At 61.1% G+C, this 25,044-nt stretch carries 23 protein-coding genes; 7 read left to right on the top strand and 16 right to left on the bottom strand.

Annotated features, from left to right (window positions below):
- The 6 genes from AC2LD7_RS13180 to AC2LD7_RS13155 form a co-directional block, all read right to left on the bottom strand.
- Positions 1 to 730 (bottom strand): TonB-dependent receptor (locus AC2LD7_RS13180; RefSeq protein ID WP_484598184.1); only part of this gene is annotated, 730 nt, incomplete at its 3' end.
- Between the two features lie 308 nt (positions 731 to 1,038).
- Positions 1,039 to 2,523 carry a sodium/proline symporter PutP gene (gene putP / locus AC2LD7_RS13175; RefSeq protein WP_484598183.1) on the bottom strand — a complete coding sequence of 495 codons (1,485 nt, stop codon included), beginning with the start codon at positions 2,521 to 2,523 and terminating at the stop codon, positions 1,039 to 1,041.
- A 227-nt stretch (positions 2,524 to 2,750) separates the two neighbouring features.
- Positions 2,751 to 3,170 carry a group I truncated hemoglobin gene (locus AC2LD7_RS13170; RefSeq protein ID WP_484598182.1) on the bottom strand — a complete coding sequence of 140 codons (420 nt, stop codon included), beginning with the start codon at positions 3,168 to 3,170 and terminating at the stop codon, positions 2,751 to 2,753.
- The gene (locus AC2LD7_RS13165) at positions 3,170 to 4,027 is read right to left on the bottom strand and encodes a DUF3034 family protein (protein WP_484598181.1); all 858 of its coding nucleotides are present in this window, start codon (positions 4,025 to 4,027) and stop codon (positions 3,170 to 3,172) included. Before AC2LD7_RS13165 ends, AC2LD7_RS13170 begins: the two co-directional genes overlap by 1 nt.
- Positions 4,024 to 6,378, bottom strand: a complete 2,355-nt coding sequence (locus tag AC2LD7_RS13160) for a putative bifunctional diguanylate cyclase/phosphodiesterase (RefSeq protein WP_484598180.1) — start codon at positions 6,376 to 6,378, stop codon at positions 4,024 to 4,026. The genes AC2LD7_RS13165 and AC2LD7_RS13160 overlap by 4 nt, the downstream gene beginning before the upstream one ends.
- Positions 6,362 to 7,033 (bottom strand): methylamine utilization protein, encoded by a 672-nt coding sequence (locus AC2LD7_RS13155; protein ID WP_484598179.1) that lies wholly within the window; start codon positions 7,031 to 7,033, stop codon positions 6,362 to 6,364. The genes AC2LD7_RS13160 and AC2LD7_RS13155 overlap by 17 nt, the downstream gene beginning before the upstream one ends.
- 233 nt (positions 7,034 to 7,266) lie before the next feature.
- Here AC2LD7_RS13155 and AC2LD7_RS13150 point away from each other — a divergent pair, with 233 nt between their 5' ends.
- Positions 7,267 to 7,491 (top strand): DUF3203 family protein, encoded by a 225-nt coding sequence (locus AC2LD7_RS13150; protein ID WP_484598178.1) that lies wholly within the window; start codon positions 7,267 to 7,269, stop codon positions 7,489 to 7,491.
- A 112-nt stretch (positions 7,492 to 7,603) separates the two neighbouring features.
- Here AC2LD7_RS13150 and putP (AC2LD7_RS13145) read toward each other — a convergent pair whose 3' ends face one another.
- The 3 genes from putP (AC2LD7_RS13145) to AC2LD7_RS13135 form a co-directional block, all read right to left on the bottom strand.
- Positions 7,604 to 9,088 (bottom strand): sodium/proline symporter PutP, encoded by a 1,485-nt coding sequence (gene putP, locus AC2LD7_RS13145; protein WP_484598177.1) that lies wholly within the window; start codon positions 9,086 to 9,088, stop codon positions 7,604 to 7,606.
- A 556-nt stretch (positions 9,089 to 9,644) separates the two neighbouring features.
- Positions 9,645 to 12,806, bottom strand: a complete 3,162-nt coding sequence (gene putA, locus AC2LD7_RS13140) for a bifunctional proline dehydrogenase/L-glutamate gamma-semialdehyde dehydrogenase PutA (RefSeq protein WP_484598176.1) — start codon at positions 12,804 to 12,806, stop codon at positions 9,645 to 9,647.
- 476 nt (positions 12,807 to 13,282) lie between these two features.
- A complete protein-coding gene (locus AC2LD7_RS13135; RefSeq protein ID WP_484598187.1) occupies positions 13,283 to 14,038 on the bottom strand; it encodes a helix-turn-helix transcriptional regulator in 756 nt (251 codons plus the stop codon).
- 142 nt (positions 14,039 to 14,180) lie between these two features.
- Between AC2LD7_RS13135 and lon the strand changes: the two genes are divergently transcribed.
- From lon to cmoB, 4 genes are all read left to right on the top strand, one after another.
- A complete protein-coding gene (lon, locus tag AC2LD7_RS13130; RefSeq protein ID WP_484598175.1) occupies positions 14,181 to 16,562 on the top strand; it encodes an endopeptidase La in 2,382 nt (793 codons plus the stop codon).
- A gap of 176 nt (positions 16,563 to 16,738) precedes the next feature.
- Positions 16,739 to 17,134, top strand: coding sequence for a protease inhibitor I42 family protein (locus tag AC2LD7_RS13125; RefSeq protein ID WP_484598174.1), 396 nt, complete (start codon positions 16,739 to 16,741; stop codon positions 17,132 to 17,134).
- A 95-nt stretch (positions 17,135 to 17,229) separates the two neighbouring features.
- A complete protein-coding gene (gene cmoA, locus AC2LD7_RS13120) occupies positions 17,230 to 17,973 on the top strand; it encodes a carboxy-S-adenosyl-L-methionine synthase CmoA (protein WP_484598173.1) in 744 nt (247 codons plus the stop codon).
- Positions 17,970 to 18,932, top strand: a complete 963-nt coding sequence (gene cmoB / locus AC2LD7_RS13115) for a tRNA 5-methoxyuridine(34)/uridine 5-oxyacetic acid(34) synthase CmoB (protein ID WP_484598172.1) — start codon at positions 17,970 to 17,972, stop codon at positions 18,930 to 18,932. The genes cmoA and cmoB overlap by 4 nt, the downstream gene beginning before the upstream one ends.
- Here cmoB and AC2LD7_RS13110 read toward each other — a convergent pair.
- Positions 18,929 to 19,222, bottom strand: a complete 294-nt coding sequence (locus tag AC2LD7_RS13110) for a hypothetical protein (protein ID WP_484598171.1) — start codon at positions 19,220 to 19,222, stop codon at positions 18,929 to 18,931. The genes cmoB and AC2LD7_RS13110 overlap by 4 nt on opposite strands.
- 159 nt (positions 19,223 to 19,381) lie before the next feature.
- On the opposite strand from AC2LD7_RS13110, the gene AC2LD7_RS13105 reads away from it, so the two are divergent.
- Complete coding sequence (locus AC2LD7_RS13105; RefSeq protein ID WP_484598186.1) at positions 19,382 to 20,272, top strand: LysR substrate-binding domain-containing protein; 891 nt, start codon at positions 19,382 to 19,384, stop codon at positions 20,270 to 20,272.
- A 45-nt stretch (positions 20,273 to 20,317) separates the two neighbouring features.
- Positions 20,318 to 20,524, top strand: coding sequence for a DUF2905 domain-containing protein (locus AC2LD7_RS13100; protein ID WP_484598170.1), 207 nt, complete (start codon positions 20,318 to 20,320; stop codon positions 20,522 to 20,524).
- Between the two features lie 32 nt (positions 20,525 to 20,556).
- Here AC2LD7_RS13100 and pdxJ read toward each other — a convergent pair whose 3' ends face one another.
- The 6 genes from pdxJ to lepB all read right to left on the bottom strand — a co-directional run bounded on the left by pdxJ (position 20,557) and on the right by lepB (position 25,043).
- Positions 20,557 to 21,303, bottom strand: a complete 747-nt coding sequence (pdxJ, locus tag AC2LD7_RS13095; protein WP_484598169.1) for a pyridoxine 5'-phosphate synthase — start codon at positions 21,301 to 21,303, stop codon at positions 20,557 to 20,559.
- Positions 21,296 to 21,988, bottom strand: a complete 693-nt coding sequence (gene recO, locus AC2LD7_RS13090) for a DNA repair protein RecO (protein WP_484598168.1) — start codon at positions 21,986 to 21,988, stop codon at positions 21,296 to 21,298. The genes pdxJ and recO overlap by 8 nt, the downstream gene beginning before the upstream one ends.
- A gap of 141 nt (positions 21,989 to 22,129) precedes the next feature.
- Positions 22,130 to 23,041 (bottom strand): GTPase Era, encoded by a 912-nt coding sequence (gene era / locus AC2LD7_RS13085; protein WP_484598167.1) that lies wholly within the window; start codon positions 23,039 to 23,041, stop codon positions 22,130 to 22,132.
- The gene (rnc, locus tag AC2LD7_RS13080; protein ID WP_255981459.1) at positions 23,034 to 23,723 is read right to left on the bottom strand and encodes a ribonuclease III; all 690 of its coding nucleotides are present in this window, start codon (positions 23,721 to 23,723) and stop codon (positions 23,034 to 23,036) included. Before rnc ends, era begins: the two co-directional genes overlap by 8 nt.
- A complete protein-coding gene (locus AC2LD7_RS13075) occupies positions 23,720 to 24,097 on the bottom strand; it encodes a DUF4845 domain-containing protein (protein ID WP_255981456.1) in 378 nt (125 codons plus the stop codon). Before AC2LD7_RS13075 ends, rnc begins: the two co-directional genes overlap by 4 nt.
- Positions 24,098 to 24,185: 88 nt before the next feature.
- Positions 24,186 to 25,043, bottom strand: a complete 858-nt coding sequence (gene lepB / locus AC2LD7_RS13070; protein WP_484598166.1) for a signal peptidase I — start codon at positions 25,041 to 25,043, stop codon at positions 24,186 to 24,188.
- Position 25,044 lies beyond the last annotated feature (1 nt).

Raw genomic sequence — 25,044 nt, 5'->3', positions numbered from 1 at the left:
CATGGCTCCATCCTCTCAAGAGTTGGAGCCTCCGGGGAAGCCGGGGCGGTTCAGTGAAGCTGTCTGTGTCGTTGTAGGAACCCGCCTGTTTGTCTGGTGAGCCTGGAATCTCGTATTCGTTGGCCTGGCGCTTGGTGCCTTCGGCGCGCACGGCGAAGTTGCCGCTGCCCGCGGTGATGCCGAACACGCCGGCGCCCTCGTTCGCCACGCTATTGGTACGCAACTCCAGCTCACCTTCGTAACCCTTCTCGGGTACGTAAGTGGGCACTTTCTTGTCGATGACGTTGACCACACCGCCGATCGCGCCGCCGCCGTAGAGCAGAGTTGCCGGACCTTTGAGCACTTCGATGCGCTCAGCCAGCAGTGGCTCACTGGTCACTGCGTGGTCTGGGCTGATCGTGGATGCGTCAAGCAGCTCGATTCCATCACTCAGAACTTTTACACGCGCACCGTCTAGGCCGCGAATAACCGGACGTGCCGCACCGGCACCGAAACTGCTGGAGCGCACACCGGGCAGGCTTTCCAAGGTTTCTCCCAGGGTCGCCTCGCGTCGCAGCACCAGCTCATCACCCTCCATGACAGTCGCCGGCGTGGTCATCTCGTGGCTTTGCTTGGCCAGGCCACTGGCGCTGACCACCACTGGCTCGAGTTCGACCGGATCGGTTGCCCAGGCAAACGGTGCCAGGGCCAAGCTAATCGCCCAGGCCAACGGGTGATGCTTCAGTTTCATCTGATTCTCCAAAGAAAGTAGCGGATGCCTTCCGAGGCAGCCGGACAACGTTGCAGGAAGCCTTGGTGACAAAGCCTCTGTGTGGGCGCAGAATCTATCATGTTATATCATAACAATTAAGAAATTCTCATCATATGCCACGGCTTGTCTGTTCCGAAGACGAGGCCGCGCGTCCGAATCTGCCGAGGTCGTGGGCGATTTAAGTTCGTCGGAAACGAAAAACCCTGAGCGAGCCCAGGGTTTTTGTCATGCCGCCATTTCAGGCGAAGTGATGCTGTGCGAAGTGAGCTACAAGCTCACCGGATGAATCAGCCAGCGCGGTACTCCGCATCGGCAGTCTCGAAGCGTTGCTGAATGGACGGCGCCGGCTCCTTGCCCATTAGGCTCACGATGTAGATGGCAAGGCTCGCAAGGATGAAGCCTGGAATGATTTCGTACAGCCCAAGGCCGATGAACTCTTTCCATATCACCACGGTGATCGCGCCGACCAGCATGCCCACCAGCGCGCCGTTGCGAGTCATGCGCTTCCACACCAGCGAAATCAGCACAACCGGTCCAAAGGCAGCACCAAAGCCGGCCCAGGCGTAAGACACCAGGCCGAGTACCTTGCTATCGGGATTGGAGGCGATGCCAATGGCAATCAGCGCAATCAGTAGCACCATGCCACGGCCAACCCAGACCAGTTCTGTCTGCGACGCGTCTTTGCGCAGGAAAGCCTTGTAGAAGTCCTGGGTCAGTGCGCTGGAGCTGACCAGCAGCTGCGCACTGAGGGTGCTCATGACGGCTGCCAGTACGCCGGAAAGAATGATGCCCGCAACCCAGGGGTTGAACATCAGCTTGACCAGTTCCAGAAAAACACGCTCGCCGTTTTCGGTCACCGCACCCGCCAGGGTCGGGTTGTCAGCGAAATAGGCGATACCGAGGAAGCCCACGGTCACGGCGCCGGCGAGGGTCAGAATCATCCAGGCCATGCCGATCCGGCGTGCGTTGGGGATAGTTTTCACCGAGTCGGCCGCCATGAAGCGCACCAGAATATGGGGCTGACCAAAATAGCCCAGGCCCCAACCGAGCAGCGAAATGATCGCGATGAAGGACAGGCCCTTGAACATGTCGAAATTCGAGGGATCCTGCGCGGCGATGGTGTCCATCGCGGTGCCCATGTCACCGAGGGCGAGGATGACGAACACCGGGGTGATCAGCAGCGCGAAGATCATCAGTGTCGCCTGTACGGTGTCGGTCCAGCTCACCGCCAGGAAGCCGCCGATGAATACATAGAGAATCGTTGCAGCCGCGCCGACCCACAGCGCGGTGCCGTAGGCCATGCCGAAGGTCGACTCGAACAGTCGCGCGCCGGCGACCACACCCGAGGCGCAATAAATGGTGAAAAACACCAGAATGACCAATGCCGAGAAAATCCGCAGCAGGCGGCTGGTGTCCTCGAAGCGATGCGAGAAGTAGTCCGGCAGGGTCAGCGCGTTGTGGTTGTGCTCGGTGTGCACACGCAAACGGCCAGCAACGAAGATCCAATTCAGCCAGGCACCGGCGATCAAGCCGATGGCGATCCAGCTTTCCGACAGCCCGGCGACGAATATCGCCCCGGGCAAGCCCATCAGCAACCAGCCACTCATGTCCGAAGCGCCCGCCGACAACGCTGTGACGAAACTGCCGAGGCTACGACCACCGAGGATATAGTCGTCGAAGTTCTTGGTGGCGCGATAGGCGGTGAAGCCGATGAGAATCATGGCCATGATGTAGATCACGAAGGTGATCAGGGTCGGAGTGCTCACATTCATTTGAATTGTTTTCCTTGTGCTGTGCAGGCATAGCCCCGCCTCCAATGACGAAACGCGAACGCTAGTTTGCCCAGCGTTGGCATACGAAGGGTCGAGTTAGTGGAAAAGCATAGCGTCTCGGCGCCCTCTTCGCTCGTGACCGGACGGTTTCGACCGGAGAAGCGAGAAGTGGCCAGCAGGGTCAGGTACGAAAAGCTGGCACAACGGGAAGGCGCTTGGCATGACCGCTAGCGGTCGATCACCTGCCCGCGCATGGGCGCAAGGCGCGCCAGCAAGCGATTCTGCGCTGGGATCGGCACAGCCTCGGCGGTCATCGCATTCTGCAGATTTTCAACCAGCGCATTGAAGTCGCTCGGCGTCAAAGCGAGGCCCTTGTGGCTTTCCTCCATGCTATCGCCTGTGTAGGTGCAGGGACCGCCCGCTTCGACGCAGACCTGTTCGATGAGCTTGTCGCGCAGTCGCTGGATATCGATTTTCTGAAAATGCTCGACGATGCGCGGATCCCCGGCAATGCGCAGCAGCATGCCTTCGACGATCCGGGTGATACCGGGCTCGCCACCGAGCTGCTGATACAGGCTGTCGTTTTTAGGCGGTTGCTGGGCGCAGGCACCGAGCAACAAACAGAACAGCAGAACGAACCGATCCATCAGAAGCTTCCCTGTACGGACAAATACACGCCATCCTGGTTATCCAGCGTGGCGATTTCACCGAGGCGCGCGTAGGCCAACACGACAGCGAGATGCTTGTTGGGAAAATAGCCGAGAAACAGATCCGCCCAGTCGCTTTCGCCAGCGAACGAAAGATTGTCCGGCTTCTCGCGGTACTCGACACCCAGGGCCCAGCGCGGGCTGAACAGCACCACCGCGGAACCCTCCTTGAGCAGGCTGCGGCTATCGCGCCGATCACCGCCGAAACCCAGCAGGCCCAACTCGTTGGCGCGGCTGTAGCGCAGACCGCCATTGAGCAGCAGGTTATAGCCGAACGCACCGCCGAGAATCAGCCGACTGCCGGTGAGGTAGGCTTCGGTGTCCTCGTCACGTTGGGCGCCGATCAGTGCGGGGATCAGAAAGTCCTTCTGCCGCTTATGCTGCAGGCCCAGCGATACCTGGGGTAGCCGGTCATAGATCAGATCACCGAACAGCCGCAGTTTTACGCCGAAGACATCTTGGCTGAGGCTGTTTTCCGGCAATGCCAGATCGCGTGCCAGCGTGCCGAGATCGAAACGCTGGCGCGCGTAGGACAACTCCAGGCGGTTGTCGAACGCGAACGCCACACCCGCGACGTCCAGCCGGTAATCACCAGTCTCGACGCGAGTGGCAAAGACGTCGCCGCCCCACTCACCGCGCTCGCCATACCCCGCCAATACCGCCCAAGGTGTTATGCCTCCGCCGGCTGCGCCTTCGAGGCTGGTAGCACCGCCGGTTGCCAGCAACCGGCCCTGACCGGCGCTCGCCAGCAGCGGAGTAAAGCAGGCCGCGAAAAGCAATTGCCGCAAAGTTTTCAAGAAGATTCCTCGAGTGGCCTGTTGACCGCGCGAGGCTGCCGCTCCAGCCAGGCTTCGAACGCATCGGCAGCTAATGGCCGGCTGAAGAAATAGCCTTGCAGGGTATCGCAGCCCCAAGCTTTGAGCAGATCGCTCGTTTCGCCATGCTCGACGCCTTCGGCAACTACCTTGAGACCCAGCGCATGGCTCATGTCGATGGTCGAACGAACGATCACGGCGTCACCACGGGTTTCGTTAAGGTCGCGGATGAACGACTGATCGATCTTCAATTCTTGTACGGGCATTCGGCGCAACTGTGCGAGGGAGGAGTAACCGGTGCCGAAGTCATCCACCGACAGCCGAATGCCCAGCGCACGCAAACGATGAAGCATCGCCAGAGCCCGCTCGGGATCGCGCATCACGGCGCTTTCGGTAATCTCGAACACCAATTGCTCGCCTTTGATCGAGTAGCGCTGCAGCAGCTCGGCGACACATTGCTCCAGCGTGACCCCAGCCAGATCCTCGGCGGAGATGTTCAGCGACACCTCGATATACAGACCACGGCTGTTCCACGCATAAAGCTGACGCAGCACCGCCTCGATCACCCAGGCGGTGAGTAGCTGAATACTGCCCGTGCGCTCGGCCAGCGGAATGAATTCGGCCGGCGACACCGCTCCGTAAATTGGATGATTCCAGCGCAGCAGGGCTTCAGCCTGAAATACTTGGCCCTGCAGCAGATCGACTTTTGGCTGGAAGTGCAGATGTAAGCCGCCGGCCTGCGCGGCGCGACGCAGATCGCGGATCAGCGTGATCTGCCGCTGGTGGACGTCATCACGACCGTGCTGGTAGAGCTGCAAGCCGTCCGGCATCTGCGCGGCATCCTGCATGGCGATGCGTGCCCGGCGCAGCAGTTCGTCGACGTTGCCGGCGTCGTCCGGATAGCCAGCTACACCAATATGCGCTTCGAGGCGCATCTCCAGCTCGGCGACGCGCACCGGCAGAGCCAGCGCCTGCTGCACGCCCACCGCAGCGCTGAAGGCATTGTCGGCCGAGGTGTCGCTGACGATCAGCAGAAACTCGTCGCTGAGCATCCGCGCCAGGTGATCACCCGGCTGCAGGCTCGCCTGCAGCCGCTGAGCCAATTGGCGCAACGCCTGATCGACGCCCTCGGAGCCGGCGCTGTCCTGCACACCGCTGAGATTGCCGATGCCGATATGCAGCACCGCCGTGGTGCGCCCCGCTTCCAGCGCATTGCCAAGCAACTCGGCGACCAAAGAACGATTGGGTAAGCCGGTAACGTCATCGTGCAACATGTTGTGCGCGATCAGCTGCTCGCGCTCGGCAATGCCCCGCTGCATGTGGTTAAGCGCCCTGGCCAGGCTGCCCAATTCGTCGTCGCGGTCCAGCTCGATCGGCGTCTGATAATCACCGCGGCCAACCCTTTCGGCGGCACGGGCCAACGTGTTCACCGGCTCCGAGAGGCTGCGTGCGAGCATTAGCGCGCCCAGCAGCGAGGCGAGCAAACCGGCGATGGCGATCAGTAGGATGCGTGAGTCCAGCTCGTGGAAACCGGCCAGGGCATCGTCCAGCGAACTGTGCAGCAGCGCGATGACGGCATGGTCATCGCCGGCCGAAAGAACCACGTCCTCGTTGAGATAGCGCTCGCTGCCGAGCAGCAGTTCCTCGATACCTTTGGCATGGTCATGCTTGCGCCAGCCATCGATTAGCTCGTCGCGTGCGCCGGGCTTGAGCGTCGTGGTGAGTTCGCCGCGGCCACCCTCCTTCGCCAGGAAGGACACTTCCAGACCGGTTAGCTGCTTGAGTTCGTTGGCCAGCGCTTCGTCCATGACAAAACCCATCACCACGCGTGCAATCGGTAATGGCGCACGCACCTCGGCCTCAACCAGCAGATGAGCCTGATGATCCAGCGATACCACCAGCATCGTCTGGCCCTGTTGGCGCGCCTCGCGCAGCTCAGCGGCATAGCGGAAGTGATCGCCGGGAACCGCACTCGGCAGGCTCGAGGCCAACACCGCCCCATCCAGCCCGAGCAGCATGGCTTCGCTGGCATTAATGCGTGCGGCCTGGTTGGCCATCACCGACTGCAGGGTCAGAGTATCGCCACTGGTCACCGCATCCTTGAAGCCGAAGTCGGCGGCGAGCACCTGTACGCCGTCACGCAGCTGACGTCCGCGCATGTCGATCAGCCGCTCGAACACCCGCAAGCCCGACTCCAGCCGGTCCGCCGCCTGGGTGCTGACCGCCGACTCGGTAACCAGACGCACGGAGAAATACAGCGCGCCGATCACCACCAACAGAAAGGCGGCGAGCACGCCGGAAAGACGTGCGTGGAAACTAAGGCTGCGCTTCACGGGTGGTTTTCCTGAAGGCATCGGCGAACGACGTGGACGCGGGAGGAGCGGGCTGCAGCACGGCGGTCGCATCGACCGGCAGCTTCAGCTCGACCGTCTCGGCGCCAACTTGCAGTTGGCCGGCGGGCAGCGGCTGCATATCGGCCAGGGCCGGATGCCAAAGCGTCGCCGGATACCGACCGGCCGGCAGATCGAGCTGGACGCGGCCTTGCTCGTCGCTGACGGCGAACCAGGGGTCGTTGGTGATATAGACGTAACCGAGCATCCAGTCGTGAATATTGCAGCCCAGCACCACCACGCCCGGCTGATCGAATGTTACTGGCTGACTCGGGGTGCCCTCGTAGAGGCGCAGCTCGAAACGTTTCGCCGGGGAAAACGAATAGACGTGATGACGAATGTCGTCGCGGTTGGGAAAGCTCACGGCCGTGCCGGTCGCCACCGCCAATACCGCCGGCGAGAATTGCTTGCCAAGCTGATCCATGACTGCCGTCCTGGCCGGTTCCGCTTGTGCGGTACCCGACAGGCTGAGTACCGCGCCCGCGACCGGCCGCCCCTGGAAATCAACGATGCGTGCGCTGAATGACTGGGCCTGCAGTGGCGTCGCGAACGCGAAGAGCAGGAACAAGCTAGTGAAACGCAGGACACTGTTAAGCATGGTGCTGCCTCCGCCATCATGGCGACTACCGTTGGACTACAGCCACTCCCTGGCACCTTTCAGGTCTAATCAGGCTAGCCTATTGCCACTATCTGATCAGCAATTTTTTCGTTTCCGCAACCAAGCATTGCATTAGCTCCGCATAAACGGATCGCCCCGGCGACGGTCTGATGAGTAACCGCCGCACGTATCCTCAGCGCGGCTCCCTTGATAGCGAAACCAGGAGGTCCGCCATGACCGTCAACATCGATACCGCTACCGGCACCTGCTCCACCACCGTTCAAGGCGCCACTTACCGCAGCGCGATCATGGATGTTCGCGTCAGCACCGATCCGGCGGCGCGCATGTCGGTCGCGCATATCGAAGGCGCCAGCGTGCATGTCCCTGAGGACCAGGCCGAACACTTGATCGCCGCGGGCGCCAAGGACGATCGCGAGAACCTAGTTGTCGACGACTGAACGAACTGCATGAGGCGAAGCCGACCGACGGTCAGCGGTTCGTAGAAGAAGAAAACCCCGCTGCCGGAGGACCGACAGCGGGGTTTCTTGCTTTGTTTCGGAAGCTGGTGAATCAGCGGCCTTGATACTCGCTCTCTGCGGCTTCGAATCGCTTGATCATGCTGGACGAGGCGCCCTGGCCGATCTTGCTGAAGACCACGATGGCGATACTGGCGAGGATGAAGCCCGGAATGATCTCGTACAGCCCCATGCCGATGAACTCTTTCCACACCATCACGGTGACGGCGCCTACAACCATGCCGGCCAGCGCGCCATTGCGCGTCATGTGCTTCCACAGCAGCGAGATCAGCACCACCGGACCGAAGGCAGCGCCGAAGCCGGCCCAGGCGTAAGACACCAGGCCCAGCACCTTGCTGTCCGGGTTGGACGCGATGCCCAAGGCGATGAAGGCGATCAGCAGCACCATTGCACGACCTACCCAGACCAGCTCGGTTTGCGAGGCGTTCTTGCGCAGCATGGCCTTGTAGAAATCCTGCGTCAGAGCGCTGGAGCTGACCAGCAGTTGCGCGCTGAGGGTACTCATCACAGCAGCCAGCACACCGGAGAGGATGATGCCGGCCACCCATGGGTTGAACAGGATCTTCACCAGTTCCATGAACACCCGCTCGCCATTCTCGCTGACCGGACCGGCCAGTTCCGGATGTCCGGCGAAATAGGCGATTCCGAAGAAGCCCACCGCCACGGCACCGGCCAGAGTCAGAATCATCCACGCCATGCCGATGCGGCGGGCGTTGGGGATGGTTTTCACCGAGTCGGCGGCCATGAAGCGCACCAGGATGTGCGGCTGGCCGAAGTAGCCCAGACCCCAGGCCAGCAGCGAGATGATGGCGACGAAGGACAGGCCGTTGAACATATCGAAGGCCGCCGGATTCTGCGTGGCGATGGTGTCCATCGCGGCACCCATGTCGCCCAGCGCGAGGATGACGAACACCGGCGTGATCAGCAGCGCGAAGATCATCAGCGTCGCCTGCACGGTGTCAGTCCAGCTTACGGCGAGGAAACCGCCGATAAACACGTAGAGAATCGTTGCAGCGGCGCCGATCCACAATGCCAGGTCGTAGGGCACACCGAAGCTGCTCTCGAACAGGCGCGCACCCGCCACCACCCCAGAGGCGCAATAGATGGTGAAGAACACCAAAATCACCAGCGCCGAGAAAATGCGAAGCAGACGGCTATCGTCTTCGAAACGGTGCGAGAAGTAATCAGGCAGCGTCAGCGCATTCTTGTTGCGCTCGGTGTGCACGCGCAGGCGCCCGGCGACGAACAACCAGTTCAGCCAGGCGCCGGCGATCAGGCCGATGGCGATCCAGCTTTCGGAAAGACCTGCGACGAAGATCGCCCCCGGCAGGCCCATCAACAGCCAGCCGCTCATGTCCGACGCACCTGCCGACAGTGCCGTGACGAAGCTGCCCAGGCTGCGTCCGCCGAGAATGTAGTCGTCGAAATTCTTGGTGGCGCGATAGGCGACGAAGCCGATCAACAGCATGGCGCCGATGTAAATCAAAAACGTGATCAAGGTGGGTGTACTGATGCTCATTTTGTTCCCTCATTAGTTGTTGTGGATGGGCGCGAGGTTATTCCCGATCCCACCTGGCAGAGGGCGATGGCGGTTCGTGCCATCACCGGCGACGGACCCAATTGAGCCCATCAGTGGCGGAAGAGCGATCCGCCGACTGTTCATTGTTTTTGTGATCCGATCGCCGTGCGGTCGGAGTGAAGCCAGTGCCGCAAACAAAGCTTGAAACTCAAAAGCTTCGCCCCGAGGCGGGCCTCCCACGGAAGCGGCAGGTGTACACCGCTCCCCTGTGGGAAATTCCATGGTCCATCTCAACCCCTAACACGCATTTGCGGGAGACGCGACCCACGGCGAATGCGAGGCGGGCCTGCCACGGAAGCGGCAGATGTACACCGCTCCCCTGTGGGAAATTCCATGGTCCATCTCAACCCCTAACACGCATTTGCGGGAGACGCGACCCACGGCGAATGCGAGGCGGGCCTGCCACGGAAGCGGCAGATGTACACCGCTCCCCTGTGGGAGGCGCGCCCTCGCGGCGAATGCAGGCCGCCAGGCCTGCCGAAGCGTTCCCAGACCCTCAATCGTCGACCAGCGACAGCAGCGAGGCGTTACCGCCGACCGCAGTGGTGTTAGTGGACGTGGTGCGCTCATTGACGAAACGCAGCAGATAGCTCGGGCCGCCCGCCTTCGGGCCGGTGCCGGACAGGCCGCAGCCGCCGAATGGCTGCACGCCGACCACCGCGCCCACCTGGTTGCGGTTGACGTAGAGGTTGCCGACCCGCGCCAGCGCCTCGATGCGTGCGGCAGTTTCCTCGTTGCGGCTGTGTATGCCGAGGGTCAGGCCATAGCCGGTAGCGTTGATGTCGGCGACGACCTTTTCCAGGTCCGCCGCGTCGAAACGCACCACGTGCAGCACAGGTCCGAACTGTTCTTTTTTCAGCTCATGAATGCCGCCGATCTCGAAGGCGACCGGCGCAACGAAGTGGCCGTTGAGGCTACTTGGCAGCTTGGCTTCGGCAATCAGCTTGCCCTCGGCCTTGAGCTGCTGGATATGCGCCAACAGACCGTCGCGGGCTTCGGCGTCGATCACTGGGCCCAAGTCATTTTCACGCAGGTAGGTCGGGCCGACTTTCAGCTCGACCATGGCGCCCTTGATCAGCTCGATCACCCGATCGGCGATGTCACGCTGCACGTAGAGCACACGCAGGGCCGAGCAACGCTGGCCAGCGCTGGTGAAGGCCGAACCGACGGCATCCTTGACCACCTGCTCAGGCAGCGCGGTGGAGTCGACGATCATCGCGTTCTGGCCGCCGGTTTCGGCGATCAGCGTGGCGATGGCGCCCTCCTTCTCGGCCAACTGACGGTTGATGATGCGCGCCGTGTCGGTGGAACCGGTGAAGCACACGCCCACCACACGTGGATCGCGGCAGAACACGCCACCGAGGGTCGCGCCGTCGCCCGGCAGGAAGGCGATCGCCTCCTTCGGCAAGCCGGCTTCGAACATCAGGTCCAGGGCACGGGCCGCGATCAGGCTGGTCTGCTCGGCCGGTTTGGCCAGCACGGTGTTGCCGGCCACAAGCGCGGCGGTGATCTGCCCGAGGTAGATCGCCAGCGGGAAGTTCCAGGGGCTGATGCAGACGAACACGCCGCGGCCTTCATGGAACAACTCGTTGCGCTCGCCAGTCGGGCCTTTGAGTTCTTCGCGGCCCAGTTTCAAACGGGCCTGCAGCGCGTAGTAACGGCAGAAGTCCACGGCTTCGCGTACTTCATCGATGCCGTCCTGCAGGGTCTTGCCGGCTTCCAGCGTGCACATCGCCATCAGCTCGGCACGGTTGGCTTCAAGCAGGTCACCGAGGCGCTCGAGAATCTGCGCGCGCTGCTCGATCGGCGTCGCGTTCCAGCGCGGCCAGAAGGCGGCCAGACCATCAATGGCCTGCTTGGCCTGCTCGGCGGTGGCGAACTGGGCGGTACCGACTTCCTGGCTGAGCTCGTAGGGGCAATGCACTTTGTGCGCTGTGCCGGTGAGCTTCTGCCCGCCGATGACAGGTGCGGCTTGCCACTGGCGGTCGAGGAAGGTCTGGTAGGCGCTGGACAGGTCGTTCCACTGAGTCTGGATGTTCATGTTGATGCCTTGCGAGTTGGTCCGGTTGCCGTAGAGCGCCGGCGGAAGCGGGATGCGGTGATTGCCGAGGGTCTTGAACTGGCGCAGCTGGGTCACCGGGTGGTCAATCAGCGAATCCACCGGCACGCGCGGGTCGACCAGCTGGTGAACGAACGACGAGTTGGCGCCATTTTCCAGCAGGCGACGCACCAGATACGGCAGCAGATCCTTGTGTGCACCGACCGGCGCGTAGATGCGCACGTTCTTGCGGTACTTCTCGATCACCGTGTCGTACAGCGCATCGCCCATGCCGTGCAGGCGCTGAAATTCGAATTCGCGCGGCGTCTTCAACTCGCCGATCATCGACAGGATGCAGCTGACGGTATGCGCGTTGTGGCTGGCGAACTGCGGATAGATCACACCGCGAGTCTGCTCGGACAGCAGGTAGCGGGCGCAGGCCAGATAGGAGGTGTCGGTACCTTCCTTGCGGGTGTAGACCGGGTAGCCATCCAGCCCCTGGACCTGGCACTGCTTGATCTCGCTGTCCCAGTACGCGCCCTTGACCAGCCGCAGCGGTATCCGCGCGCCCAGCTCCTTGCCCAGCAGCGTCAGCCAGACCAGTACCGGCAGGCAGCGCTTGGAGTAGGCCTGAATCACCAGACCGAACTCGCCCCAGCCGGCAATGGCGGGATCGCGCATCAGCTTTTCATAAAGCTCCAGCGACAGTTCAAGACGATCGGCCTCTTCGGCATCGATGGTGATACCGACATTGAGTTGGCGCGCCAGGATCGCCAGCTCGCGAACGCTGGCGAACAGTTCGGTGAGCACGCGCTCACGCTGGGCAACTTCATAGCGTGGGTGAAGTGCGGACAGCTTGATCGACACTGACGGCCGCGGTCCCGGACCGACCTGCGGCTCGGCGCCCACGGTTTCCACGGCCTGACGGTAGTCCGCCATGTATTTGCGCGCATCCTCGACAGTCAGTGCCGCTTCGCCGAGCATGTCGAAGGAGTAGGTGTAGCCCTTTTCGCGTTCCGAGCGGCCGTTCTTCAACGCCTCGGAAATAGTGCGACCCAGCACGAACTGCTTGCCCATCAGCTTCATGGCCTGATTCATCGCAGCACGAATCACTGGCTCGCCGGAGCGCTTGACCAACCGGCCAATGACATTCTTCGGGCGACCATCCGAATTGTCGGGATCAACGACCTTGCCGGTCATTACCAGGCCCCAGGCGGCGAAGTTGACCAGCACGTTGTCGCTCTGGCCGAGGTGGCGTTCCCACTCGGCGGCGTTGAGCTTGTCGCGGATCAGCGCGTCGGCCGTCGCCGAATCCGGCACCCGCAGCAGCGCTTCGGCCAGGCACATCAGCATCAGCCCTTCGTGGGTATCCAGGCTGTACTGGCGCAGCAAGGCATCGAGGGTATCGACGGCATTATCACGGCCACGCACCGCCTCGATCAGGCTGCGGGCTTCACGGCGAATGGCTTCGATGCCCGCCTCGCCGGGGTCGGCCAGCTGCAGCAGTTCATTCAGGTAAACCGCCTCGTCAACGCTGTAGTTGGCGCTGATGACGGGGAAGAATTCGGCGGCTTTCAGACTGGCGAAATCGCCCTGCAAGACTTGACCGGCTTTGAACATCGCGCCGCTCCTCTCGTGGAGTGTTGTTGTGTTGAATCAGGCTCGGCGGATCGCACACGTGGATAATTGCGCGGGCTTGTCGTCGAGTGGGTAGGCGAATCTACGGCGAGAGGGTTTTGCGTTGTTGCGCAAAGCTACGGAACTTTTGCAGAAAGCTACGGGATTGCAGCGCAGTAACAGTGCCGTCATGAACGTTCGTTAGGGCGGTACGGGATACGGCCAGCAGATACGAAACGCACCGAAACAATACGTTCGGGCTGGCAAAGCCAGAGCGTCATCCGGGGGCGAGCCTCTACATCAATTGCTAAGCGTTACGCCAAACCTTGTGGGAGGCGCGACCCGCGCCGAATGCGGACTTACGGACCCTACAGGCGCTGCGTTCGGTCTGCGGACAACGCCCAAAAGCTTCGCCCCGAGGGCGGGCTCCCACAAAAGCAGTAGGCGCGACCCGCGCCGAATGTTCGGTGTGTTGAGCTTCAGCCTTCGCTGCTGCGCAGGCGCTTTGGTGTGAGTCCAAGGTAGCGGCGGGTCGCGGTGGTCAGCGCGCTCTGGCTGGAGAAGCCGCACTCTTCGGCGATTCGCACCAACGGCAGCGGGCTGTCGCGCAACAGCCGAGCGGCACGATCGAGGCGGCTTTTCAGCAGGTATTGATGCGGGGTAAGACCGACGCTGTCCTTGAACTGCGCATGGAAGTGGCTGGGACTCAGGCAAACCACCTGCGCCAGCTCTGCGACCGTGATACGCCGGGCAAGATTGCTTTCGATGTGCGCGTCCAGCCGGGCGATGTCCAGCGGACCGGTAGGTTGGCGAGCCGCCTCACCGAACACCCTCAAGTGCAATGCGCGCAGCAGCACGCCACCCAGCGCCCGGGCCAACAGCGGATCACTGCCATAGCGGGCCAGCTCGGCACCTGCATAATTCAGGAGGTTGTGGAAGTCGGCGTCCAGCGCGGGATAGCGTGGCGTCTCGAACAACTGGGCCAATAACCGGGGATCATCGGCGCTCACGTCCTGCTCGTCGAGATCGATGATCAGCATGCGGTTGTCGCCCTTGCCGGCGAACTCATGCTCGGCATGGCCCGGCACCAGGCAGGCGCGCATCCGGCAGACCTCACCACCCGAACCGTCCACTTCGAATTCCGCACTGCCGGCCAGCGACAGTACCAACTGGTGGTAGTCGTGGGCGTGTTCGTGGGCCTGATCATCGAGGCGAAGCAGACGTGCGTTGAGCATGGGCGGGGTACCTGGCGTATCGCCGCACTCTACCGGAGTGAGGGCTGCTTTTACAGGTACGGGAAACGGCACCGGGATCGATTGGATTGAAATCATTTGCCCGAGACCTATCTAAGGAATACGTACTCGCAACAGGTGCCGCATGAACGACGACAGCAATCAGGAATTCGAGCAGGACATTTCTTCCACCGGACTGGTACTGCCGGATCAGGACCTGCCGGACAAGCTTTACGTCATCCCGGTGCACAACCGGCCCTTCTTCCCCGCTCAGGTGCTGCCGGTCATCGTCAACGAGGAGCCATGGGCCGAAACCCTGGAGCGAGTATCGAAGACGCCGCACCAGCGCCTCGCACTGTTCTATATGGACGCGCCGGTACAGGATGCGTCCAGCTTCGATCCCGACAGCCTGCCCGAACACGGCACCATGGTCCGCGTGCATCACGCCTCCAAAGAGGGCGGCAAGCTGCAGTTCGTCGCACAGGGCATGGCGCGGGTGCGTATCCGCGGCTGGCTACGGCGCAAACCGCCGTATCTGGTGGAAGTGGAATACCCTCAAAGCGACGAGGACCCGCGGGACGAAGTGAAGGCCTACGGGATGGCGCTGATCAACGCGATCAAGGAGCTGTTGCCGCTCAATCCACTGTACAGCGAGGAGTTGAAAAACTACCTCAACCGCTTCAGCCCGAACGCGCCGTCGCCGCTGACTGATTTCGCTGCTGCGCTGACTACCGCGCCGGGGCTGGAGCTGCAGGAAGTGCTCGATACCGTTCCGGTGCTCAAGCGCATGGAAAAAGTGCTGCCGCTGCTGCGTAAAGAAGTAGAGGTCGCCAAGCTGCAGAAAGAGCTGACCGGCGAGGTGAATCGCAAGATCGGCGAGCGCCAGCGCGAATTCTTCCTCAAGGAACAGCTGAAGATCATCCAGCAGGAACTGGGCATCACCAAGGACGACCGCAGCGCCGACGCCGATGAGTTCCGCTCTCGGCTGGAAGGCAAGGTGGTGCCGCCTGCCGCGCAGAAGCGTATCGACGACGAATTGAACAAGCTTTCGGTGTTAGAGACCGGCTCGCCGGAATACGCCGTTACCCGCAACTATCTGGACTGGGCCACCGCCATGCCCTGGGGCCTGTACAGCGAGGACAAGCTGGACCTCGAACACGCACGCAAAGTGCTCAATGCGCATCACGCTGGGCTCGACGACATCAAGAGCCGCATCATCGAATTTCTCGCCGTGGGCACGTTCCGCGGCGAGATCGCCGGTTCCATCGTGCTGCTGGTCGGCCCACCCGGCGTGGGCAAGACCAGCATCGGCAAGTCCATCGCCGAATCGCTGGGCCGGCCGTTCTACCGCTTCAGCGTCGGCGGTATGCGTGACGAGGCGGAAATCAAGGGCCATCGGCGTACCTATATCGGTGCCTTGCCCGGCAAGCTGGTGCAAGCGCTGAAGGAAGTCGAGGTGATGAACCCTGTCATTATGCTCGATGAGGTCGACAAGCTGGGCAACAGCCATCAGGGCGATCCGGCTTCGGCGCTGCTGGAAACCCTCGACCCCGAGCAGAACGTTGGTTTTCTGGATCACTATCTGGATCTGCGCCTCGATCTTTCCAAAGTGCTCTTCGTCTGCACCGCCAACAGCCTCTATTCAATCCCCGGACCGCTGCTCGATCGCATGGAGATCATTCGCCTGTCCGGTTACATCACCGAAGAGAAGCTCGCCATTGCCAAGCGCCACCTATGGCCGCGGCAACTGCAACGCGCCGGTGTACCGAAGAATCGCCTTTCGATCAGCGACAGCGCGCTGCGCACGTTGATCGAAGGTTACGCCCGCGAAGCCGGCGTCAGGCAGCTCGACAAACAGCTCGGCAAGCTGGTCCGCAAGGTCGTAGTCAAACTGCTCGACGAGCCCGACGCCAGAATCAAGATTGGCCCTAAAAATGTCGAGAGCTATCTCGGCATGCCGTTCTGGCATCCCGAACAGCTGCTCACCGGCGTAGGCGTGGTTACCGGGCTGGCCTGGAACAGCATGGGCGGCGCGACCTTGCCGATTGAAGCAACGCGCATCCACACACTGAACCGGGGATTCAAGCTCACCGGCAAGCTTGGCGAGGTGATGAAAGAGTCTGCCGACATCGCCTTCAGCTATGTGAATGCGCACTTGAAGGAATTCAAAGGCGACCCGAAATTCTTCGATCAGGCCTTCGTGCATATGCACGTACCCGAAGGCGCAACGCCGAAAGACGGCCCCAGCGCGGGCATCAGCATGGCCAGCGCGCTGCTATCGCTGGCACGTAACCAGGCACCGAAGAAAGGCGTAGCGATGACCGGCGAGCTGACGCTGACTGGCCTGGTCCTGCCCATCGGCGGCCTGCGTGAAAAGGTGATCGCGGCCCGACGCCTGAAGCTCTACGAACTGATCATTCCCGAACTGAACCGCGGTGATTTCGAAGAACTGCCGGACTACTTGAAAGAAGGCCTGACGATGCATTTTGCAAAGCGCTTCAGCGATGTCGTCAAAGTGCTGTTCTGACCCGATGAACCCTACGGACCACGACATACCAGACGTGGTCCGTTCGTTGTGTTCGGAGCCCCGATAGCGACACGAAGACCATGACAATCGTCCTGACGCCTTTACGACCGGGCGCCAGGGTCTTAAGGTTTCACTCGACGCCGAGCGTTTTCTTTTCCTTCTTGAGTCGGTCGCCCATGCCTTCCGTTCTACCTCGCCTGTTGCCGTTCGCTTCCCTGCTCATGCTAGCCGGATGCGCCAGCACACCGCCCAGTAGTGTTGCGCTGAATGACGATGCCGCCTGTCCGCTGTCATTGCAGCCCGGCCAGACGTTGATCCTCAGCCTACCCAGCAATCCAGCCACCGGCTATCGCTGGAATCTTCGCGACGTCTCGTCTGAACAATTGAAGAGCCTCGGCCCGGAAGTGTTCAGCTCGCCGAAAAGCGACATGATCGGCGGCGACGGCATCTCGACGTGGCGATTCGAGGCCACCAACGCCGGCAGTGGTCGTCTCTTTCTCACCTATCAGCGTCCCTGGGAAACCGATACGGAGCCGGCCGGCCTGTTCGATTGCCGCATCGAAGTAGAGTAACCGCGACCCGGCGCTGGCCGTCCAATCGCCAACGGCGACCCGATCGACTTTCCGCTACAATGCCGCCCCTGTTTTCAGCCTGTCCAGACGCCGCCGTGATCCACGACCCAGACCGCCTGTTCGCCCAGCCCCTCGCCCAGCCCCAGGATTTCGCCTTCAACGAAGACGTGGTGCGGGTGTTTCCCGACATGATCAAGCGATCGGTGCCGGGCTACCCAACCATCGTTGAGAACATCGGTGTGCTGGCCGCGCAGTTCGCTCAACCGAATACCTACCTATACGATCTGGGCTGCTCGTTGGGCGCGGTGACTCAGGCGCTGCGCCGGCATGTGAAGACAGACAGTTGCCACGTGATAGCCGTGGACAACTCCACCGCGATGGTCGAGCGCTGCCGTGAGTACCTGCATGCTCAGGACTCAATGTTTCAGGAGTTATTGCCGGTCGAGGTCATCGAGGCGGATGTCCTCGCGCTCGACTTCCAGCCCGCCTCGCTGGTGGCGCTCAACTTCACCCTGCAATTCATCCCGCGCGAACAACGCCCGGCCCTGCTCGGCAAGATCCGCCAGGCGCTGGTGCCCGGCGGCGCGCTGATCCTGTCGGAAAAGCTGCGCTTCGAAGACGAGCAAGAGCAGGAACTGCTGACCGACCTGCACATCGCTTTCAAGCGCGCCAATGGCTACAGCGAACTGGAAATCGCTCAGAAGCGCAGCGCTATCGAAAACGTGATGAAGCCCGATAGCCTCGAAATCCACCGTCAGCGCTTGCTGGACGCCGGTTTTTCCAAGGTAGTGCCCTGGTTTCAATGCCTGAATTTCGCTTCCTTGATCGCCCTGCCATGAACCTCGACCTGACTCCCCTCGCCTGGCGCCTGGCCGGCACACCGCTGGCCGCTTGGGCCAATGGCCTACAACAGCAACTCGACGCCAAGCTCGCCATTGGCCACGGGGATCTGCCGCGCTGGCGTCGTGCCGTCGATGCACTGCCAGACATCCAGCCCAGCGCCGTCGAACTGCGCGAGGCCTTCCGCCTAGAGGCCGATTGCGACGACGCCACCCGTGCCATTACCCATGATGCGCTGTTCGGCCTGTCGCCCTGGCGCAAGGGGCCCTTCGATGTGTTCGGTGTTCACGTGGATACCGAGTGGCGCTCGGATTGGAAATGGGATCGCGTCGCTCCGCACCTGAACCTGAGCGGCAAGCGCATCCTCGATGTCGGGTGCGGCAACGGCTATTACATGTGGCGCATGCTCGGCGCCGGCGCTGACTCGGTGGTGGGCGTCGATCCGAACTGGCTGTTCTTTTGCCAGTTTCATGCAATGAAACGCTACCTCGCCGAGCTGCCCGCCTGGCATCTGCCGATGGCGCTGGAGGAGCTGCCAGCAAAGCTTGAAGGCTTCGACACGGTGTTCTCCATGGGCGTGCTCTATCACCGCCGTTCGCCGGTCGACCATCTGCTGGACCTCAAGGATTGCTTGCTCAAGGGCGGTGAGCTGGTCTTGGAAACACTGGTGGTAGAGGGCAACGAACACACCGCGCTCGTCCCTGAAGACCGTTACGCGCAGATGCGCAACGTCTGGTTTCTGCCCTCGGTGGCGGCGCTGGAGTGCTGGCTGCGCCGCGCCGGTTTCGTCGACGTGCGTTGCGTCGATGTCTGCATCACCAGTATCGAAGAGCAGCGCAGCACTGATTGGATGCGTTACCAGTCGCTACCTGACTTCCTCGATCCGCAAGACCACAGCAAAACCTTCGAAGGGCTGCCAGCACCGATGCGCGCCGTGCTGATCGCACGTAAGCCCTAAGCTGCTCGTTCATGGCAGCGCCGCCTGCGCTGCTCAGCCACAATCTGTCGCAACGGCAGCGCAGCCCTTTCGCGAAGTCTCGGCCTGCTCAGATCGCGGCTGCGCAGCTGGCGATCGCTCAGGGTCAGCAATTGTCGATACAGGCATCGCTTGCGCCACGCCTTGTACCAGTCGGTGATGATCTGCTGGAGCCCTACCGGCCACATCGCCGGCAGATAGAAGTCCGGCATGACCGGTCCACACCGATCCACAGCCGCGCGACATTTTTCCCGTCGTTCGGAATTTCGCATCGCAACCTCCTGCCATTCAGAGGGTGCACAGGCGCACCCAATGCCTGCCGACTACCAATCGCGGTCGGCAGAATCAGATTGAGTGCCCTTGACGATTCAGACAAACGACTACAATAGAACTCTCGATTCAGAAAAATTGAAGGCCAACCCATGCCCGGCATGCCCGAAGAGCTCCCTCAATCCGCCATGCCGCTGCTGGAGATCGACGTGCTGCGCACCTTCGTTTCCATCGCGGAAAGTGGCAGCTTCACGCGCGCGGCCGGGCAAATCTTTCGCACCACCTCGGCCGTCAGCATGCAAATCAAACGGCTGGAGACCATGCTCGGCTGCCCGTTGTTCATCAGGGAGGCTCGACGCATCGCCCTTACCGAAGAAGGCGAACGATTGCTGGGCTATGCACGTAGGCTGCTCAAGCTCAATGAGGAAACGGTCAGCGCATTCATCACCCCGCGACTGAATGGGCGGGTTCGCTTCGGTACCCCGGCAGATATCGGCACACACATCCTGCCGGGCCTGCTGTCGCTGTTCGCACGAACTCATCCGGGAATCGAAGTTAACGTGTCGGTGGGACGCAGCATCGATATGATCCAGCGCATCGACGCCGGGGAACTGGACGTGGCTCTGGTGAGCGTTGGCAATCTCGGCCAGGACGACTCGCGCGGTGAAACTATTCACAGCGAACCGCTGGTATGGGCCGGCAGGGCCGGTGGAGTAGCGGTCGAGCGTCACCCGCTGCCACTGGCGCTGTCGAGCCCCGAATGCGCTTGGCGGCGCCAGGCGCTGGACGCGCTCGACCGCGCTGGCCGTTCCTATCGCATCGCCTACTCCAGCGAGCAGTGTGCCGGACAGGAAGCGGCAATGATCGCCGATCTTGCAGTTGCTCCTTATCCGCTGAGCCTGGTGAAACCTCCGTTGAAGCGGCTGGAGGAAAGCGCCAGCCTGCCATCACTCGGCGAATACCAGATCAAGCTGTTATGCGCCGCGGACCGTAGCGAACCGGTAGAGGTGCTCTCACGACATGTCGTGGCGGCCTTTGCGGCCTACCACTGATGAGCCGGATGGCGAGCGGCCTGACATGAATAGACGGGAGGTGGAATGGCGAAATGGCTGATGTATGCAGGTTTGGTATTGCTCCTGCTCGGCGTTGCCCTTCACTACGCCCCTGGGCTACTGAGCTGGTTCGGCAAGCTACCCGGCGATATTCGCATCGAGTCGGAGCGCAGCAGGACCTTCATTCCGATCACCTCGATGGTGATCCTGAGCGTGGCGCTGACGATTCTGCTGAATCTATTTAGGCGTTAGGCGATCCGCCGTAAAGCAGATCGCCACACCTGTCACCCCCGAGCCGCGGCAGTGAGGATCAGGTGCTTCATTTCCTTGACGGCCTGCTTGAAGCCGACAAACAGCGCATGTGCGACGATGGCGTGCCCGATGTTCAGCTCATTAACCCCACGGATCGCGGCGATCGCCTCAGCATTGTGGTAGTGCAGCCCATGGCCCGCGTTGACGATCAAACCGTGGCTAAGACCTGACTCGACCCCGTCATGGATTCTCGCCAGCTCGCAGGCCCGTTCGGCCACGCTATGCGCATCGGCATAGCGCCCGGTATGCAGTTCGATGGCGGGTGCGCCGATGCGTGCCGCCGCCTCGATCTGGCGCGGATCAGCGTCGATGAACAACGAAACTTCTGCGCCGCAGGCGGCCAGACGATTGACCGCATCCCGAATACGAGACTCCTGGCCGGCCACGTCGAGTCCGCCTTCGGTAGTGAGCTCCTGGCGAGTCTCCGGCACCAGGCAAACATGCTCCGGACGCAATTGCTCGGCGAACGCCAACATCGCCTCGGTAACGCCCATCTCGAAGTTCATCCTCGTCTGCAGCGCGTCCTTCATCATCAACACGTCGCGTTCCTGAATATGGCGACGATCTTCACGCAGATGGACTGTGATGCCATCCGCCCCCGCCTCTTCGGCATCCAGCGCAGCCTTGACCGGGTCCGGATAGCGAGTACCACGCGCTTGGCGCAGGGTAGCGACGTGATCGACATTGACGCCGAGCAGGATTCGATTGGCTTCAGTCACGCGGAACCTCCTTCATGTTCATGAACAGTTCACGGCTGACCAATGGTCGGCCGCCCAGATGCGGGGCCAGGGCTTGGCGCATCAACCTTTTGGCCGCCGATAAGGCGCCAGGCACCTCCCAATCGGCCTCCGCCATAGCCAGGAGTTCCGCGCCGTTGAATAGCCCGGGCTGAAAATGGCCAACGGGTTCGAGACCGGCATCCGGCAGCAGTCGGTAGATCCCATTGTTGGCAATCGGTTGTCCAGCAATGTCGACATCCAAGGCGAAGCCATAGCCAAGCTCAGACAACAATCGCCATTCGAACGAGCGCAGAATCGGTTCAAGCGGACGCTTGGCGGCCAGCGCAGGCAATGTCGCCGCGTAGTGCTCGAACATGGCTGGATGGGCATCCTCAGCGGGAAGCATGCGGATCAGCAACTCGTTCAGGTACATCCCGCTGAACAAGGCGTTGCCATCGAGCCAGTACGCCAGACCGCCACCCTCCAGCCGCCCGACGGTCTTCAAATCACCACGACCACGAAACTCGACTTCGAGCGGCACGAAAGGCCGCGCGAGATTTCCCGCCTTTCCACGCGCCCCGCGCAGCACCGCGCGAAGCCGCCCCTCGGGCGTGAAGAAATCAACCAGCGCGCTGCTTTCACGATAGGGCCGGCTGTGCAGCACAAAAGCGGTTTGAGCAGTCATCGGAATTTACGCGGTGGCTGGTGGCTGGTGGCTGGTGGCTGGTGGCCGGAAAGCGTAGGGCGAAGGACTCAACTTCAAGCCTGGAGCCGCTCCTCCCCGTCCAGCCTCTAGCCTTGAGCGCTGCTCCTGTCGGCTTTCCGTCTACTGGTAGCCCAGCGAGTGTAATGCGCGCTCATCATCTGACCAGCCGCTCTTCACCTTCACCCAAAGATTGAGCATGACCTTGGAATCGAACAGCACCTCCATGTCTTTGCGCGCTTCTTGGCCGATGCGTTTGATGCGCTCACCCTTGTCGCCAATGATGATTTTCTTCTGCCCATCGCGCTCGACCAGAATCAACGCATGGATATGCAGCACTCGTCCCTGCTGCTTGAAGTCTTCGATCTCGACGGTGATCTGGTAGGGCACTTCCGCGCCCAGCTGCCGCATGATCTTTTCACGGACCAGCTCGGCGGCAAGGAAACGACTGCTGCGATCGGTGATCTGGTCTTCCGGGAAGAAATGCTCGCCTTCGGGCAGATGCGAGGCCACCAGTTTCTCGAACACATCGAGGTTCTGTCCGTGTTGGGCTGATATCGGCACGATCTCGGCTTTTGGCAATTGCTGCGCCAGCCACTCGAAATGCGGCAACAGCTCACCCTTGTCCTCGACTCGATCGGTCTTGTTCACCGCAACGATCACCGGGCCTTCGACGTATTGCACGCGCTCGAGCACCAATTGGTCCTCATCGGTCCAGCGCGTGCGATCGACGACGAAAACCACCACATCGACATCCTTCAATGCCGAGGACGCGGTGCGGTTCATATATCGATTGAGGGCGGTCTCGCCATTTTTGTGCAGGCCGGGCGTGTCGACGTAGACGGCCTGGACGGCACCTTCGGTCTTTATCCCAAGCATGTTGTGGCGAGTGGTCTGTGGCTTGCGTGATGTGATTGCGAGTTTCTGCCCGAGGACGTGGTTGAGCAACGTCGACTTGCCGACATTGGGACGACCAACGATTGCCACATAGCCACAGCGGTTTACAGCATCGTCTTCCATGCGTACATCAGTCATTACCATTCTCCACGCCCAAGGCGATCAGTGCCGAGGCAGCGGCAACCTGTTCGGCGATACGCCGGCTGGCACCCTGCCCTTGCGTCTTCTCATTGAGTAGCGACACCTGGCACTCGACGAAAAACGTCCGGCAGTGCGGATCCCCCTGAATAGCGACCACTTCGTATTTCGGCAGCTCACAGGCGCGCGATTGGAGAAATTCCTGCAAACGGGTTTTCGGGTCCTTGTTGGTGTCGACCAGCGTCAGTCCTTCCAGTTCGTTGGCGAGCCAGGCGAGCACGCGATCACGTGCGGCCTCCATGCCAGCGTCCAGATAGATGGCGCCGATCAGCGCCTCAAGGGTGTCGGCGAGAATGGATTCACGACGGAAACCGCCGCTCTTCAGCTCACCCGAGCCGAGGCGCAAATACTCGCCGAGCTCAAAACCGCGAGCGAGCACCGCCAGGGTCTCGCCCTTGACCAGGCGTGAACGAAGACGGGACAACTGCCCTTCCTTGGCTTGCGGAAAGTGGGTGAACAGCGCCTCGCCGGCGATGAAGTTGAGAATGGCATCACCGAGAAACTCCAAACGCTCATTGTTGCGTCCGGCATAGCTGCGATGCGTCAGGGCCAGAAGCATCAGCTCCTGATCCTTGAATTGATATCCGAGCTTGCGCTCAAGACGGGCTAACGAAGTGCTCACGGCATCCTTAGGCGATATTCTTTATCGAAGTTCGCCACCAGATCGAGGTTTCGGATCAGGGGCTCGCGTTTTTCGTAGTTCAGGTTGACCTTGAACTCATTGTTTTCAATCACGACCTTCATCGCCTCTTCGAGATCAAGGTCACGAATGCCATTCACATCCATTCCCTTGCGCACATGGCTGTAGAAGTCACGCACCGTGCGGACCTCCGTGGCTTGGTCACTTTCCACTGCGCTGATGATCTTGTCCATGGACATATAGTCAAAGTAGTGCGGCAGCATCTTGAATGCAGTACTGGCAAAGAACGCCACCAGCGCAAGCACCATGATCCAGCTCAGCATGGACAGCCCTTTTTGCGAACGAGCAAAACTCATGTCGACCTCTATGTCGTACGTTACCCACCGATCGGGTTGCTTAAATATAGCGAGCCGGGCCAGGAGAACCGGGCCCTGATTCACAGACTCAGTGAATCAGCCCGACTCGCGAAAAGTTTGGTAGGTTGCTGAATTTCGGATCTGGCCAGCTCATCCATATGGCAAACGCTTTGCCGACGATGTTGCGGTCCGGAACCATGCCAGCCAGGTCGGCAGGAATCGCCGCATCGTGCCAGTAGCGACTGTCATTGGAGTTATCGCGGTTGTCGCCCATCATGAAGTAGTGGCCTTCCGGGACGCGCCATTCGCGGTCAGGTTCGACTCGATAACGGCCCATTTCCTTGCGAATCAGATGCTCCACTTCGCCCAGCTTTTCCTGATACAGCTTGGCACTACCCAAGCTACCCGGCTCCTCGCCAATGAGCATTTCGGGAACCGGCTTGCCATTTATGCTCAGACGCTTATTGCTGCTATAGCGAATCACATCACCCGGAAGGCCAATGACGCGCTTGATGTAATTGATGTTCGGGTCGCTCGGATAACGAAACACCATTACATCGCCGCGCTGCGGATCGCTGACGTCGATGATCTTCATATCGACTACCGGCAGACGGATGCCATAGGCGAACTTATTGACCAGGATAAAATCACCCACCTCGAGTGTCGGGATCATCGAACCGGACGGAATCTGAAACGGCTCGATAAGAAACGAGCGCAACACCAGCACGATAGCCAGCACAGGAAAGAAAGATTTGCCGTACTCGATCAGAACCGGTTCTTTGTTCAGCGCATCTAGCGTCGATTGATCAGGCTCGCCGCCAGTGCGACCTTCATAGTTGGCTATTGCAGCCCGGCGGCGAGGTGCGAAAAACACCATATCGACAAGCGTTAGAAAACCGCATACCGTAACGGCAATTACCAGCAACAGCGGAAAATTGATCGACATA

The sequence above is a fragment of the Stutzerimonas sp. genome (genome assembly GCF_982611455.1).
This window is presented reverse-complemented; position numbering and strand designations above follow the sequence as displayed.